The organism is Oceanobacillus sp. FSL K6-0118 (assembly GCF_038006665.1).
Classification (GTDB): Bacteria; Bacillota; Bacilli; order Bacillales; family Amphibacillaceae; genus Oceanobacillus; species Oceanobacillus caeni.
The window spans coordinates 1,515,511-1,531,105 of record NZ_JBBOVR010000001.1; the positions used below are offsets into that span (position 1 = coordinate 1,515,511).

A 15,595-nucleotide genomic window follows, 5' to 3' on the forward strand; every position below is an offset into this window, starting at 1 on the left:
TGGTTCGTGGTACGCTGTGTGTGCGAATAGGGAGCTTTAATAGCTTTATTTTTCCCGATTCGCCACTTTATTCACCACCACGAACCCAAATGCCTGGCAAGGGTGGTGGATATGATAAGAGCTCAAATATTTGGTAAGACAATGTATTGAGTAAAAATTTAGAGACACTTCAGTACTGTCTACTTGACAGAACCAGGTGCAGAGTGTCACGGCCAAATCACGAGTATTTATCGTTGCTTTTGTCCGTGAAAGAGGTTGTCACGGCCAAATTTCGGGTATTAATCATAGTTTTTGTCCGTGAAAGTGATTGTCACGGCCAAATCGTGAGTGTTAATCGTAGTTTTTGTCCGTGATAAGGATGGTCACGGCCAAATCACGAGTGTTTATTGTTGCTTTTGTCCGCGATACGCTTTGTCACGACATTTAAGGACGCCCCCAAACCCCAAACTTACAACATAATTTAAAATACTTGTTATCTCACTCTTCTCCGACGGTATGTATTTTGGTTGAACAATGAATAGATGGTGAGATAAATTGCAATAAATAAAATTGGTAATGTAATATAAATAGGGATTAATTGCATGATTCCTAAAATATTTAAGCCAAATGCAATGAGTGCTAAGACGAAGAAGAAGAGAGGAAAGAGTAGTTGCACGAAGAGACCCTCCTTACATAGAATTCATTTTTATATCAAGTATATGCAACAAAGAAAATAATAGAATTGAACATTTTGTGAAATTATGAACAGAGGGTTGTCAAACAATAAAATCCTTGTTATTATTAATTTGTAAGTTAATTACACAAACAAATACCCCTTTTGTTTGATCATGAAACTTTCTCCCATCCCCCTTTGTATTTATACAAAGAATGAAAAAGGATATGCGCTGCCCCGCATATCCTTTTTTTGCAATGAACTATTATTCCTTATATTTCCAATAACATCTTTCGTTTTCATTTACTCGGTTTACACGTTGTCTGAATTGCAGCTTTTTCAATTCTTTCTCTGTTTTCGATAAACTCCAATCATAAACAATGGAAATTTCCTTGCTTCTTACCATATTATGTCGTTTTAAAAATTCCTCTAATGGTGGTTTCTCTGATGGAATTGGGGTAATTTGTAAGGTTTCCTGTAATATAAATTCATACACTTCATATGGATAAAGACCTACTATTTTAATCCCTTGGTCATCATTTGAATGGTTAAAAAAGACAACAGTTGGTGTTATATCTATTTCCATTTCATGTCTAAGCTGTACATCACTTTGAAAAGCTTTCCTAGCGGTGGCGGAGTGCATATCCTCTACAAACTCTTCTAAATCTAATTTTGCTTCACGGGCAATTTCCATTAGGATTTGTTCATTGGAAATGTCAAGATTTCGCAAAAAGAGGTGTTCTTGTAGTTTTCTCAAAAATGTTTTTCCTGCTCTTTTTCCTTGAATCTCGGCGGCTTTAATAGCAAAAGATACAATCCAAGGATTAGAAACAGTAAAATTATTAGATGAATAAGACGATTTTCTGCAAGACAGTTGATCACGATTTATAGAAGGACTTAAAATTTGTTGGATAGTGAAAAATCGTCCATATTCAAGCGAAAACTTTTTTATATAAGGCTCAAAATACCAGCAGTTCGGGCAAAGTGGGTCTATAAACACATACATTTCAATCGGTTTAGAATGACTGTCAAGATAGTTGCAGCTTTCCGATGTGTTTGACTTATTAAACTTTTTTAGCTCAGTTTGATCCCAACTCACATCGAATTCTCCTTTCTAGTGCGTGTTCAAAAAGGAGGGTGACGCACTTTTTGAACAACTTCTTCTATCAATCTAGTTTATTCATCATATGATTTGCTGTAAGGGTCAATTTTTCAAATATCACCGAACGATACGGTTCTTCGATTTCAGCTTCGTCAAGCGCCTCTTTCATACAACTTAACCATGCATCTCTTCTTGTTGGTGTAATAGGGAATGGTAAGTGGCGTCTTCTCATCATCGGTTGGCCACGTTCTTCCTCATAAAGTCTAGGACCTCCAAAAAATTGGGTTAAAAATAATCTTTGTTTTCTTGCCGTTTCCGTTAAATCCTCTGGGAAAATAGGAATTAAATCAGGATGTTTCCCAACTCGTTTATAAAAAGCAGTAACTAATCTGTCAATTGTATCAAAGCCACCAATTGCTTCATAAATCGTTCCATGTTTTATTTCCATCTGCTTCTCCTTATTTATGGTTTACCAAAACATATATAATATCATTTTCCTGCTTTTAATTTTACAAGTGGATGATGGAATGGGCAACAAATCTGATTAAGTGGTTCCTATTTAGGTATTGTATTAAAAAAACGTACTATTTTATTAGGTGTTTCCTTCTTCTTAATTTCAAATTGATCTAAAATAGAATGAAATCTTGTAAGTCCTACTTTTTGATCCTTTGCTTCTAATTCAAATTCATAATCTTGAACACCATTATAAGTACTATCATCTAGAACAATGAGGACATCCTGGTACTCAACCTCTCGGCGCTCTGTTGTGAGACTTCCATAATATACTAATTCCTCTTGATCAACGCCTATGTTTTGCAATTGCCGGGTTGTCTCAGGTTTTGGTATGATTTTTCCATTTAACCAATGTTTTGCTTCTTCTTCTGTTAACGTGTCGTGTGTTTCTTGTAAGCCTAATTCATGCGGTTCTTTTAATGTTAGACGATAATTCCCTTGTTTTTCCCGAATTCTGAGTGCGCATCCCTTGTCCTTTAATGAAAGATCTTTTGTCTCAAAATAAAAATTCGTTTGTTTTACACTATATTCAGGGAATGGCAATTTATCCAATAAAATGTTAAATTCATCTTCTGTTAACAAATTTTTAAATTCAATTTCTATTTCTTGTGCCATAAAAAATTTGGCCTCCAATTATCATGTAAAAATATATTATTAATGATTATCGCCAATATAGGATAAATTTGCAAAGAAAAGGAATCAAGCTAGTATGTTACACGAATATAAGCTATAATTTGAGTGGACTTTGTCTTTGATTGCAGGCTAGGAAATACAATGTTTTCTTCCCACAAAGTGTAGCGGAGACAATGATTAAAGCTTTTGGAGAAAATGCCAAGTTTTCTAAATAACGATGGTGAAAGATTCATGTTACAGTTAAGTGTAGGAGTGTGTTTGTTATGAACTGGGAATATTTACTTGCCCCCTATAAACAGGTGGTTGATGAGCTTAAAGTAAAATTAAGAGGAACGCGATCACAATTTGAATACGAATCATCTCATTCGCCAATCGAATTTGTTACCGGAAGAGTAAAACCAGTCCAAAGTATTTTAGAAAAAGCGAAAATTAGGGGAGTCCCATTAGAAAATATTGAAAAAGAAATATATGATATAGCTGGTGTTCGGGTCGTGTGTCAATTCGTAGATGATATTTATGCTATTGTTGAAATGCTTCGTAACCGCGATGACTTTTCAATTGTAGAAGAGAAAGATTATATTACGAATAAAAAGCCTAGTGGGTATCGCTCCTATCATATGATTATTCAATACCCAGTAGAAATGGTTCGGGGGAGAAAACTAGTCTTAGCCGAAATCCAAATACGTACGCTAGCAATGAACTTTTGGGCGACGAATGAACATTCATTGAATTATAAATATAAAGGTAGTATTCCTGATGATATCCAAATAAGATTGCAGAATGCTGCTGAAGCGGCTTTTAAATTAGATGAAGAAATGTCAAAAATAAAACATGAAATTCAAGAAGCGCGGCGAATCTTTAATAGGAAATATAATTAATTTTATTAAAGGGGACGAACAACTTGAAATTTAAAATTGTATCTAGAGAGGATAAGCGTTCAGAAAAAATAAAAGTAACGATGAAACAATATTTAACAGATTTTGAATTGGAATACGATCGAGAGGAACCTGAAATCGTTATTTCTGTTGGAGGAGATGGAACGTTTCTGGAGGCCTTTCATCGCTACGTCCATCGTTTAAATCGAACGGCTTTTATTGGAGTCCATACAGGTCATCTTGGGTTTTATGCAGATTACACACCAGATGAAATCGAAAAATTAGTGATAGAAATTGCGAAAACTCCATTTCAAGTTGTTGAGTATCCATTACTTGAAGTGATTATAAGAAAAAACTCCGGTGAAAGGGATCGTTTTCTCGCCTTAAATGAATCCATGATTAAAACAGCGGAGGGCTCTGTTGTCTTTGATGTTAAAATTAAAGGGGAGTATTTTGAAACGTTCCGTGGAGATGGAATTTGTATTTCTACACCTTCCGGAAGTACTGCATATAATAAGGCATTAGGTGGTGCCATCATACACCCAGCCATTGAAGCAATTCAATTAACAGAAATGGCTTCTATTAATAATCGAGTTTTCCGTACGATAGGATCTCCTTTAATTTTGCCAAAACATCATACCTGTTTACTGGAACCGAAGAAGGACAAAAGCTTCCTAATTTCCATTGATCATTTTACTAGAACCTATACGGATGTGAAATCGATTCAATGTCGGGTGGCAAAAGAAAGAGTGCGATTTGCTAGATTTAGACAATTTCCATTTTGGAATCGGGTAAGAGATTCCTTTGTAACGGAAGATGGGAAATAAAAATGAGGCGAAGTAGTGATGAAATGTACTATTCATTCCGAACATGTAGGGATGACGATTCGGGATTACTTAATGGAGTATCACCGTTTTTCTAGAAGAATCTTAATCGCTGTGAAGCAGGAAGGAAAGATCCTTATTAACGGTATTCCACAAACGGTCCGGTATGGCTTGAAGGAAGGGGACTTACTAGAAATCTCATTTCCTAAAGAGCAGATAGGGGAGTACATGATTAAAGAGGAAATGGATTTGTCCATTGTATATGAAGATGATTCAATTATTGTGGTGGACAAACCTGCTGGAATTGCTACCATTCCGTCTCTCCATCATCCAACAGGTACCGTTGCTAATGGGATTTTAGGATATTACGAAAAACATGCTATCCCTTATACGGTTCATGTCGTAACTAGACTTGATCGGGATACATCTGGTCTATTATTAATAGCCAAACATCGTTATAGTCATTCCTTATTGTCTACAGCACAGAAAGCGGGCAAAGTAAAGAGAAGATATAAGGCATTGGTGGAAGGAAATTTAAAGAAAGATAATGGAACCATAGATGCTCCCATTGATCGGAAAGAAGGATCCATTATCGAAAGAACGGTGAAGGAAACTGGAAAACGAGCGGTCACTCATTTTAAAGTGGAAAAACGACTCCCCTTACATACCCTTGTAAATGTTCAACTAGAAACAGGGAGAACACACCAAATTCGTGTCCATTTCTCCCATATAAATCATCCGTTAGCGGGGGATGATTTATATGGCGGGAAAACGGATCATATGAAGAGACATGCCTTACATTGTTATAAGCTTGCATTTAAGCATCCATTTACGAAAGAATGTATCGAGCTTAAATCCACTTTACCTGGTGATATGAAGGAACTTCTTTAATTGTTATCGAAATGACTAAATTTTTCTTCGACTAGTGGCTGTTCGGATGGGACTGCCACTATCTTTTCTTCTGGCAGTTGAAAAGCGGTCAGCTTATTACCAAAAACACAACCGGTATCAATGTTGATCGTCTTATTTTTAATACGTGGCTCCATGACAGGGGTGTGACCATAGACAATCCATCGGTCACCATGGTAGTCCTTGGCCCAATCCCTGCGAATCGGGCGGCCATCTGGATGAACTTCACCAGAAACATCACCATATAATACGAAGGTCTTAACCTTTTTATCGTTTCTGCCTATGTAATCTTCGCGTATTCCTGCATGGGCAACAACTGTAGAAACCTCTGGGATTTCTAAATATAATGGAGCTTGTTCATAAAGCGTTCTGAACTGTTTACTTATTATTTTTTGTTCTCTAGTAGATAATGCCTCATATTCCGTGACCGTTGTCTCTAGACCGTGCTTATGTTGGACTTTGTTCCCTAGAAAAAAACGATATAATTTGTTACAGTGATTACCTGGGACGTATTTTGCCTTTTTATGCTCGACAACCATTTGATAAACGAGTCTAATAACTGCTAATGAATTCGGGCCTCGGTCTGTTAAATCACCAACAAATGTTGGGATACGACCTTCAGGGTGAACGTAGATATTATTTTCCTTTTGGTAACCGAGTTTTTCAAATAGCGCATGCAATTCATCGATGCAACCATGGATGTCGCCAATAACGTCTATTTTCATAAAACTCCTCCTTACTATAGGTTATTAGATATGTATAAGTTTATCATTGATTAAGTTTATGAGTTTTATTCAAAAACAGAAATTCTTAGCGGATAGGAAAACCAAGTCTTGTGAAAAATCGTAAGCAAAAGTTTCGAATTAGCGAAACGGGGAATAGGTTTTTATATGGTTTCGTGAGAGAAAGGAAGTATCCTTATGGAAGAGAGACAAAATAATTACGAAGAAAAATATGAAGAAGAGTATAAAGCACATTGGGATAAAGTGTATGAAGCATTAAGCGAAGAACAGACAGATGAGTTTAGGGGAAATTTCCTCGAAATGCACCCATACGATCAGTCCGTGTTCTTCGTTGATCAATCCCAAGAAAATCGAATTAGAATCTATGCCTATTTATCTCCTGATGAATTAGCGGAAATTATGATAAATATTGATTTAGAGAATACCCCTAGCTATTTTACAGAAATGAACCCAAGGCAAGGGGCGATGGTTCTATCCAAAATGCCAGCCGATGATGCGGTGGATATTTTAAATAACATGCATAAAGAAGAGGTTGTTAGCTTCCTTACGATGATGGACAAAGAAGATGCGGATGAAATTAAGCAACTACTTCATTATGAGGAGAAAACAGCCGGTAGTATTATGACTACTGAATTTGTTGCATTATACAAAACAAAAACAGTCGTCGAAGCGATGCAACAATTGAAAGAAGAAGCGCCCGGAGCGGAAACCATTTACTACCTATATGTACTTGATGAAGATAAACGAATTGTTGGCGTATTATCCTTACGTGATCTAATCGTGGCAGATAATCAGGTGAAAATAGAAGAAATCATGAGTGAAAAGATAGTCAAAGTTTCTGTTGCAAAAGACCAAGAAGAAATCGCGCAAATGTTCCGTGATTATGATTTCTTAGCACTTCCAGTTGTAGATTTTCAAGATCATTTATTAGGAATTATTACCGTTGATGATATTTTGGACGTTATGGAAGAAGAAGCAAGTGAAGACTTCTCCCAATTGGCTGGTATTTCAGAAGAAGTTAAACCAGATGATAGTGCATTCGATGCGGCAAAAAAACGTCTGCCTTGGTTAATTATTCTTTTGTTTTTAGGAATGTTTACCGCGAGCTTAATCGGTCAATTTGAAGATACGTTAAATCAAGTTGCCGTGTTAGCTATCTTTATTCCACTCATTGGCGGGATGGCTGGAAATACAGGAACACAAGCACTTGCTGTAGCGATTCGTGGACTTTCTAATGGAGAATACGGGAACCAAGGAAAAATGCGACTCATTGCTAGAGAAACAACCACTGGATTAATTACAGGAGTTGTTTGTGGAGTCGCTATTGCTATTGTTATTTATTTTTGGAAAGCAGATATTTACCTTGGCATTATTGTAGGTGTGTCTATTATGGCATCCTTAATTGTTGCGACATTATCCGGGGCACTTGTACCTATCCTAATGGATCGCCTAAACGTTGATCCTGCGGTAGCGTCTGGGCCATTTATAACAACCATTAATGATATTATTTCTATTTTAATTTATTTTGGAATGGCAACTACATTTATGGGTTATTTAGTTTCGTGAATAGAAGAGCATGGACCATGATGGGGTTCATGCTTTTTTTTGTGGTTTCAACGTTTTAACGATGTGAATACAATATACTCACTCTTTCTTATAATCCCCAATATCCCACCACGATTTTATAGGCAAAAACACACTCGATGGGTGAATAACATATATTAGATTGTAAATTGTTATAAGGGAGAGGTTAGTATGAGCAAGGGAAAATATGCGAATGAACCATTGCTTTTTATACAGCAAAATAAAGGCATAACGTTTCCTATGGCACCTATGCAGGAGAGCTATATTACCCCGAAGAAAAAGGCAAAGCCAAAAAAAGAAGTAATAAGTAAAGGAAAAGAACCGAAAGTTGTTATGGAAGAAGAAGTTACCATGGAAGATGCGATAGAAGAGAAATCGGTTGAAACTCCTAAAAAGAAATATTCATCTAAAAAGGGTGAAAAAGACACAGTTGATTCTTTAGACCAGGAGCTAGTTCCTGATGAAAAAACGGAAACGAAAAGCGAAGTGACGAATGAAACGGAAGAAGAACAACAACCGGTTAGAGAGAGAAAGCAATTTAGAGACATGAGCATTCGTGAGCGAGTAGAGTATTTTGCAAATACATCGGAATATGCACCAAAAATGAGATGTGAAGTAAAGACGAAACAAAGAACGTTTCGTGGAATTATTGTTTCTTTTAAAGATGAAGAAGTTACGTTCCAAAGCGGAAAAAGAATGCAGCAGATACCTTTTGAGGAAATAAGATCAGTTCGATTACTTGGATTTTAAAATAAAGAACACCATGATTTGTTCTCATGGTGTTCCCTTTTCGATGGTTAGGTGAATTTTATTTTAAATGACGAAATTAGTCATTGTTAAAAACGCTAATAGCTGGTAAGCATGTTACATGGCAGAAGCAGTCAAGATCTACAGTGATGCAAATTCCAGTTGCTTCTAATTGCTTCGTTACCTGGTCGGTCGGATCTTTCAGACTATCGTGACCACAGCCCTGGCCATCTGATAATAGTAATTCTAATACAGCACAGTTATCCTTATCTACAGATTTCACGCGGAAGACGAAGCTCGATACGATTTCACCCATTCCAAAGTGACCATGCTTCGTTTTCCTCTCAGCACCGAACCCTTTAAAAGGTTTGCAGTCGCAATATAGAATAACAGGTACCGTATCTAGCCCATTTCCATTGTCCGTTTCACCTAATAAATCACCTATTGATTGTTCGCAACCTGTATCACAACAGTTTTCAACAATATCATTTTGCGCATCAACAATATCTCTTAGGATATCAGCAACGCAATTACCTGAGTCAAATTTTTTTCCACAACCCATGATTTATATCTCCTTTCATAATTTGTTACTTTTCCCTAATAGAATATGTGGGACTACGCTGTTGGTGTGGGCATATATCAATATTTGGCTCTTTTTTGTATAATACATGCCTATTTTCTACCTATTTCACCAACAATTAAAACGTTAAGAAAAGGTTGGGCGCCTAATTTGTTAAATCATCGATTCCTGCGCTATTTTTTTACATAAAATACAAATAAGCGTTAGAAGAAGGGATGGTGAAACATGAATAAACGAAAGGTGACCCCTTGGATAGAAAATGTTGGGATCTTAGGTAAGCACTTGGAAAAAAATGAGAAGTGGTTTCAAAAGCCAGAGGAGAAAATAAGAACCTTTGAAAAAAATGCAAATAAGTGGAATGATTCCTTCCTAAAACAAATCAAGCAAATAGAATCTGTTATGAAACGTTTAGAAAAGGAGTTTGAGGGATAATAAAGAGGGGTATAGATTATATAAATGGACAGCTAAATAAAATATAAGTATAATTAAAATAGTCGGAAAATTAAAAAGGAGGGGGTTGCGTATGGGATATATTTTACCTATTAATCATTATGATAATCAAATACGTATGAATTCTAGTATGTGTCAAGTTTTTCTCGGTGTGTCTTTCACACCAATATCTTCGGCACTCTATTTTTGTACACTTTTTCGGCTACCGCGCGACCTCCGTCGCTTGCTGTCCCCAATTTTTAGGTAACGTTCTAAAAACCAAGAACCTTACCTAAAAATCAGGGAGTTAACTAAAACTTTTTATTAACTGTCCAATAGCTGATGAATGAGCTGTATTTAGGCTTATTTTGCCTTGTTTTACTCCTATTGATGGTTGTGTCACCTGGCGTAGGAATTCTGTCATACGAACCGTCTTTTTCACGTCACGCTGCTTTCTAACACTTCGTTTTTGATCCTTCAGATATACAGATCGTAATGTTTTATTTAGAATCCCTTGCTTAATTTTCACCATTGCTTCACTACCTTCTGAACTCCAATGCATTCCACGCTTTTTCATTCGGAATGAAATATGGCGTTGGTTGGATTCCATTGCGCCCATGCCTCTTGCGTCTTTAGGTGGATTCTCAACTTTCTTTCTCCAATCAAAAATCCGATCCCAATTACCGCCAATATATTTACGAAAAACCTCTGCTTTTTCCAGTTGTTTATCCGTTTCTAAAGTACTCTCAAATGTATCCATCCAACGTGTAAAATCATCAAGATTGTGCTCTTTGATTGCCTTTTGTACACCATCCTTAAACTGGCTCTTTTTAGCTCCAAAAGTTCGGTTCAACGCCTTGGAAATATGAAAGGAATCCAATTGATTTAAAACTGGATATTCGGACTGTGAGAAAGCTTCTTGAAAACGTTCTGCAGTATAGCCTTGGCCACCATCACTATTCGTAACCACTTGAGTCTTTTCTAAGGAATAATGATTAGCCGTATACGCTTGGACTTCTTTCCAAAAATCATTCGTTGGTTTGGTTGTCATGATGACCTGTGGATTCTTTAGTGAAATGCGCTTTCCATTTCTACACCAACCTTCGTGGAGTACCGCATGATGGACTTCGTGACTTGTCTTTTTCTTTGTTCCACGCACAAATACACCATCTGCCTCGGCAAATAAAAAGTCTAATTCTTCTCCTTTTGGTAAATAGGCAGCCTCCTCTAATTCAACTAACATTTCCTCATCGGCTTTTGCTTGTGCTTCTCCTACACGTTTCACTATACTTCCCACAGTTGTGTGACTTAGGTTTACGGCAGTCCATTCCCTTAATATACGTGCCGTTTCTCGATACGTACTCTCACTAGCCAACTCTGCCACTTTTACTTCAACCAAAGGACTGTGTCGTTGGTACTTTCTAAATCCAATCCACTCATCAAAGGGATAATGTGCCTTCCCATTCTCATCGTGCATTAATGTATGAGTAAAACGAACCGCCCCAAAGATAAACTGAATCGTCTTTTCATCCTCTCGTTCCACTGTCCAACCCTTACTTTGCAATTCTCTTTTAATTGTTTGATTAAGCTGTGTAAAAACGTTACCCATCAGTGTTGTAAGAAGATCATATAAACATATTTGAACTTGTTCCTCAAAGTCAATTAAATTATTTGTACCCTTTAATAAATCACTTATTTTTGATATAATTGTATTCATGAAAAGGCCTCTTTCTAATGTATTTGCCTGGTAGCATACATTAATGATAGAGTGCCTTTTCTTTTTTTTCTAGAATTTAGTTTCAAATCCTCGAGAACTATTTTACACATAGTGAATTCTATAAAACGAATAGGTGCAACGAGTGTAGAAAGTCCTTATAAAACTGTCCTGGAAAAGCACCATCAAGAAATCCGTAATAATTACGAACGTTATCACCCCGATACCACCTCAACAACTCCTAGAAAGAAAGTACAGCACGATTATAAAGGAAAGCATTTTCATGCATTCGTCTAAAAACGAAAGCGCAAGCGTCCGTTTAGCGACGTACGGACTGAGTCGATGTTGACTTTCACCACAAGGGTATAAGTGCGACTAAGCCTCTGGTTTCACCAATCGGCAAGTCTTCTTTATCGTACAAAAGTGAAGGAAGTCTTGCTACAGCTTTATCGCTGGAGCTGGACGACAGAAATGGGATGTCCATTAGCCATCCCATTTCATATGATTTCGATTTAAAAAAGGATAAATTAATAAATCTTCACCTTTCTCGTATTCAGCGTAAAACACATCTTCTATACGATCAAACCCTTGCGCATTAATTTGCTCCATGACCCATTCTTTTGTTAAATTTTTCTCCCTCAAATTATCCTCAATAAGCTCCCCGTCATTAATAAGAGCGGCCGGAAGATTCACTTCTTTTGGACTTAATTTCATATCTTTCCGTGTAGGAGTTTGGTAATCAGATTTTTTCAAAACAGATAATTCACCATTTGCTTCTAAAATTGCAAATTCTACTTCTTGTAAAGTAAACACATCTTTCACTCTTAATAAATGTTGCAATTGATCTAAATCTAAATTGTTTTTCTTCAAAGAATCTCTATACAATTTTCCTTTATGGATAACGACAGAAGGAGAACCTTCGATAAGTGCTCTTGTTCGTTTGAATTTCTGTGTTATTTTTTCCGAAAGCCACATCAGAATTCCGAATAATGCCACAACAAAGGCTATTTCAGGTACACCTGCTTTTTTATCAAATAAAGCGTTACCGACGAGTTCTCCCAGTAGAACAGCAGATACAAAATCAAATGGTGTGATTTGTGACATCGAGGTTTTTCCTAATACTTTAGTTACAATGAATAAGGCAATAAACCCAAAAATAAGATCGATGGACATGGATAAATAATCTGTCATATATTCAATCCCCCAGTTAAAACCGTTTAATAATTAGTGTATCCATTGTATGAAAAGTCATTCGAACCAAAATAAAAAGCACTACATCTATTGATGTAGTGCTTTAAATCATAATTCTTTAATCATTGTAACGTGTGGAATACCCGCGTCCATAAACTCTCCAGATATAGTGTGGTAGCCAAGTTTTTGATAGAAACCTTCAGCGTGTGTTTGTGCATTTAATTTAGCTTTTTTAAAACCTTTTTCTTGCACAACTTTTTCCATTGCTTGTATGATTTCTTTGCCAAAGGATTTCCCACGAGCCTCTTTTAACACACAAATCCTCTCTAATTTCCCATATTCCTCTACAAAGCGAAGACGGCTTGCGGCAACTGGTTTTTCATGATCATAACCGATGAAATGGATTGAACTGCCTTCAAGATCGTCTATTTCTTCTTCAGGAGGTACGTTTTGTTCTTCTACAAATACGATCATTCGTATATCGTAGGCTTGTTGTAATTCTTCTTCTGATTCTACAATTTTGACGTTCATATAAATTCCTTTCCGAAAACAAATGTTTCATAAACGGTCCAAGATTCATTTTCTAACTGATATAAAAGTTGAAAACGATCTATCGTATCTTCAAACGTAAATTTACTCATTTTCAAAGTACCAAAGACATCTGAATACTCATCATCCATTAATTGCTGTCCGATGGTGATATGTGGAACGAAGGAATGCGTCAAATTATTTGTAAGTGTACCTTCTTGCAGCTTTTTCTGTAAATCCATTAATGCTGGAACTGGTTCTACCTTAAAATAAATGGTGTTCGTGACAGGCGCAAACGTACTTACTTTATTAATGTTAATGGTAAATGGTTTTGTTTCGTTTGCAATTTGTTTTAGTTCTGTAACCATATCCTTCAACTCATTTTCCTCCACATGGAATGCTTCCTTCAATGTGATGTGTGGTGGAATTAAGGCATAGTGTGGATCATAACGTTTTCTAAATGAATTTGCCTCATCCTGAATGTTCTTTGATGGAAAGATTGCAATCCCGTATTTCATGCTAGATCCTCCTCATTATTTACGTTTGAATTTTATAACATTATATCAAAACTTTCCTATTCGGAAAACATAGAAATTAATGTTCGTGGCATGTCTTTTTGCCAGTATTTCCAAGTGTGGTTACCATCTTCTAACTCATAATATGTGCAATTTGCACCTTTTTCATTTAAAAGGTTATTTAATTCCCGATTTGGAGTGAGTAAATCTTCTATAGTTCCATCAGATAATGGTGCTTCGTCTTCTTTTGTTCCTATTGTATGATAAATATCAAGAGAGGAAAAATTTATTTCAGATTTTTTCACAATGTTTAGTACGGATTCATCGATATATGGTGATTGCATAATAACTTTTCCAAATGTATTCGGATATCTTAATGCTGTCACGAGTGCGAATGTTCCTGCAAGTGAATCTCCCATGAGTGCACGAGTTTTTCCTAGCATGAGGGTCGGAACTATTTCATCTAAAAGGGGAATGACTTCCTTTACAATGAATTTTGTGTATGCTTCATATTCTTCTCCATTTGGATGATATTTTCTCCGTCGATCTGCTCTGTCTTTGTAATGGATTCCGACAAATACGGTATTTGCTATTTCTCCATCGTCGTGAAGTCGATCACTTAATGTAGCGACACGTCCCATTTGGAAAAAGTCATTTCCATCTTGCATCATGCAAATATTGTATTTATATAGTGGTGAAAAGCTTTCTGGTTGGTATATTTTAATTTCCTTAGTTTCATTTAAATACTTGCTGTCTATTTCTTTCGTAATCATTTTTCCTTTTCTTTTCATATTCATGCCCCCAATCTTTTCCTAAATCCTAAGTTCTCAAAGTAATTTCTCTAAACTTAAGCCTATCATGAATAAGCAAAATATTCTAATTTACGGAGTGGAATAATTGATAATTGAAAATAGGTATTTCATGCATCAGAAATGTTGTTTATATTCGCGATTTAATGGATGATTGTTGACAAATAATCATAATTTAGGTAAGTTGTTAGTATATAAACGTATGTTTTTGTGTTGTATATAAATAATATTTGTGTTTTAGGGGTGGAGATATGGAAAATGTATTCGATTATGAAGATATTCAATTAATTCCTGCAAAGTGTATTGTGGAAAGTCGTTCCGAATGTGATACAACTGTAAGGTTAGGAAATCGTACTTTTAAATTACCGGTGGTTCCAGCAAATATGCAAACCATTATAGATGAAGAACTTGCAATTTATTTGGCAGAAAAAGGTTATTTTTACATTATGCATCGATTCCAACCAGAAAGAAGAATAGATTTCATTAAAGATATGAATAAGCGTGGATTGTATTCTTCTGTTAGTGTCGGGGTAAAAGAGGAAGAATATCGTTTTGTTGAACAAATGAAAGAAGAGGGACTTTCCCCTGAATATATTACGATTGATATTGCGCATGGTCATTCCAATCAGGTTATTGCCATGGTGCAACACATTAAAAAACATTTACCAGAAAGCTTTGTTATTGCTGGGAATGTTGGAACACCAGAAGCGGTTCGAGAATTAGAAAATGCGGGGGCAGATGCAACTAAAGTTGGAATCGGGCCTGGTAAGGTATGTATTACAAAGATAAAGACAGGTTTTGGTACTGGAGGTTGGCAATTAGCGGCGCTTCGCTGGTGTGCAAAAGCAGCCACAAAACCAATTATTGCTGACGGTGGAATTCGCACGCACGGTGACATTGCAAAATCCATTCGCTTCGGTGCGTCGATGGTCATGATTGGATCCTTATTTGCAGGTCATGAAGAATCGCCAGGTGAAACAGTGGAGAGAGATGGAAAGGTGTTTAAAGAATATTTTGGATCCGCATCCGAATTTCAAAAAGGTGAAAAGAAAAACGTGGAAGGTAAGAAGATGTATGTAGAGTATAAAGGAAGCCTACAAGACACCTTAGACGAAATGGAACAGGATTTACAATCTTCTATCTCTTATGCAGGTGGAAAAGAACTAAAAGCGATACGAAATGTTGACTATGTAGTTGTAAAGAATTCTATATTTAATGGAGATAAAGTGTATTAATAGTAATGAAAA

At 36.3% G+C, this 15,595-nt stretch carries 18 protein-coding genes; 7 read left to right on the plus strand and 11 right to left on the minus strand.

Annotated elements, in window-relative coordinates:
* Positions 1–472: 472 nt before the first annotated feature.
* From MHI02_RS07850 to MHI02_RS07865, 4 genes are all read right to left on the minus strand, one after another.
* Complete coding sequence (locus MHI02_RS07850) at positions 473–655, minus strand: hypothetical protein (RefSeq protein ID WP_341165824.1); 183 nt, start codon at positions 653–655, stop codon at positions 473–475.
* Between the two features lie 262 nt (positions 656–917).
* Positions 918–1,751 (minus strand): ClpXP adapter SpxH family protein, encoded by an 834-nt coding sequence (locus MHI02_RS07855; RefSeq protein ID WP_341165825.1) that lies wholly within the window; start codon positions 1,749–1,751, stop codon positions 918–920.
* A 67-nt stretch (positions 1,752–1,818) separates the two neighbouring features.
* The gene (locus MHI02_RS07860) at positions 1,819–2,202 is read right to left on the minus strand and encodes a globin domain-containing protein (protein WP_060668598.1); all 384 of its coding nucleotides are present in this window, start codon (positions 2,200–2,202) and stop codon (positions 1,819–1,821) included.
* A gap of 107 nt (positions 2,203–2,309) precedes the next feature.
* Positions 2,310–2,882, minus strand: a complete 573-nt coding sequence (locus MHI02_RS07865; protein ID WP_341165826.1) for a CYTH domain-containing protein — start codon at positions 2,880–2,882, stop codon at positions 2,310–2,312.
* Between the two features lie 281 nt (positions 2,883–3,163).
* Between MHI02_RS07865 and MHI02_RS07870 the strand changes: the two genes are divergently transcribed.
* Genes MHI02_RS07870 through MHI02_RS07880 form a run of 3 tightly spaced genes read left to right on the plus strand, consistent with a single transcriptional unit; the run spans position 3,164 to position 5,490 of the window.
* A complete protein-coding gene (locus tag MHI02_RS07870; protein WP_341165827.1) occupies positions 3,164–3,778 on the plus strand; it encodes a GTP pyrophosphokinase in 615 nt (204 codons plus the stop codon).
* Positions 3,779–3,801: 23 nt separating this feature from the next.
* On the plus strand, positions 3,802–4,602 hold the full coding sequence (locus MHI02_RS07875; protein ID WP_341165828.1) for an NAD kinase: 801 nt from the start codon (positions 3,802–3,804) through the stop codon (positions 4,600–4,602).
* An 18-nt stretch (positions 4,603–4,620) separates the two neighbouring features.
* Positions 4,621–5,490: an RluA family pseudouridine synthase gene (locus MHI02_RS07880; protein WP_257457309.1), complete on the plus strand. Its 870-nt coding sequence runs from the start codon at positions 4,621–4,623 to the stop codon at positions 5,488–5,490.
* Here the strand turns inward: MHI02_RS07880 and prpE are convergent.
* Positions 5,487–6,233: a bis(5'-nucleosyl)-tetraphosphatase PrpE gene (gene prpE, locus MHI02_RS07885; protein WP_257457311.1), complete on the minus strand. Its 747-nt coding sequence runs from the start codon at positions 6,231–6,233 to the stop codon at positions 5,487–5,489. The genes MHI02_RS07880 and prpE overlap by 4 nt on opposite strands.
* Positions 6,234–6,428: 195 nt before the next feature.
* Between prpE and mgtE the strand changes: the two genes are divergently transcribed.
* Both mgtE and MHI02_RS07895 read left to right on the plus strand, forming a co-directional pair.
* Complete coding sequence (gene mgtE, locus MHI02_RS07890; protein WP_257457312.1) at positions 6,429–7,817, plus strand: magnesium transporter; 1,389 nt, start codon at positions 6,429–6,431, stop codon at positions 7,815–7,817.
* Positions 7,818–8,006: 189 nt separating this feature from the next.
* Entirely contained in the window at positions 8,007–8,585 is a 579-nt protein-coding gene (locus tag MHI02_RS07895; protein ID WP_047184466.1) for a CotO family spore coat protein, read from the plus strand.
* Between the two features lie 76 nt (positions 8,586–8,661).
* On the opposite strand, the gene MHI02_RS07900 is transcribed toward MHI02_RS07895, so the two are convergent.
* Positions 8,662–9,144, minus strand: a complete 483-nt coding sequence (locus MHI02_RS07900) for a CotY/CotZ family spore coat protein (protein WP_216883761.1) — start codon at positions 9,142–9,144, stop codon at positions 8,662–8,664.
* 243 nt (positions 9,145–9,387) lie between these two features.
* On the opposite strand from MHI02_RS07900, the gene MHI02_RS07905 reads away from it, so the two are divergent.
* Complete coding sequence (locus tag MHI02_RS07905; protein WP_257457313.1) at positions 9,388–9,594, plus strand: hypothetical protein; 207 nt, start codon at positions 9,388–9,390, stop codon at positions 9,592–9,594.
* A 304-nt stretch (positions 9,595–9,898) separates the two neighbouring features.
* Here MHI02_RS07905 and MHI02_RS07910 read toward each other — a convergent pair whose 3' ends face one another.
* From MHI02_RS07910 to MHI02_RS07930, 5 genes are all read right to left on the minus strand, one after another.
* Positions 9,899–11,308 carry an ISLre2 family transposase gene (locus MHI02_RS07910; RefSeq protein WP_341165774.1) on the minus strand — a complete coding sequence of 470 codons (1,410 nt, stop codon included), beginning with the start codon at positions 11,306–11,308 and terminating at the stop codon, positions 9,899–9,901.
* A gap of 480 nt (positions 11,309–11,788) precedes the next feature.
* Positions 11,789–12,496 (minus strand): YetF domain-containing protein, encoded by a 708-nt coding sequence (locus MHI02_RS07915; protein WP_060668588.1) that lies wholly within the window; start codon positions 12,494–12,496, stop codon positions 11,789–11,791.
* Positions 12,497–12,604: 108 nt separating this feature from the next.
* Positions 12,605–13,027: a GNAT family N-acetyltransferase gene (locus tag MHI02_RS07920; protein WP_047184471.1), complete on the minus strand. Its 423-nt coding sequence runs from the start codon at positions 13,025–13,027 to the stop codon at positions 12,605–12,607.
* On the minus strand, positions 13,024–13,542 hold the full coding sequence (locus tag MHI02_RS07925) for a YjcG family protein (protein WP_060668587.1): 519 nt from the start codon (positions 13,540–13,542) through the stop codon (positions 13,024–13,026). The genes MHI02_RS07920 and MHI02_RS07925 overlap by 4 nt, the downstream gene beginning before the upstream one ends.
* Positions 13,543–13,598: 56 nt before the next feature.
* Positions 13,599–14,330 (minus strand): alpha/beta hydrolase, encoded by a 732-nt coding sequence (locus tag MHI02_RS07930; RefSeq protein WP_047184473.1) that lies wholly within the window; start codon positions 14,328–14,330, stop codon positions 13,599–13,601.
* Between the two features lie 269 nt (positions 14,331–14,599).
* Here MHI02_RS07930 and guaC point away from each other — a divergent pair, with 269 nt between their 5' ends.
* The gene (gene guaC, locus MHI02_RS07935) at positions 14,600–15,583 is read left to right on the plus strand and encodes a GMP reductase (protein WP_047184474.1); all 984 of its coding nucleotides are present in this window, start codon (positions 14,600–14,602) and stop codon (positions 15,581–15,583) included.
* Positions 15,584–15,595 lie beyond the last annotated feature (12 nt).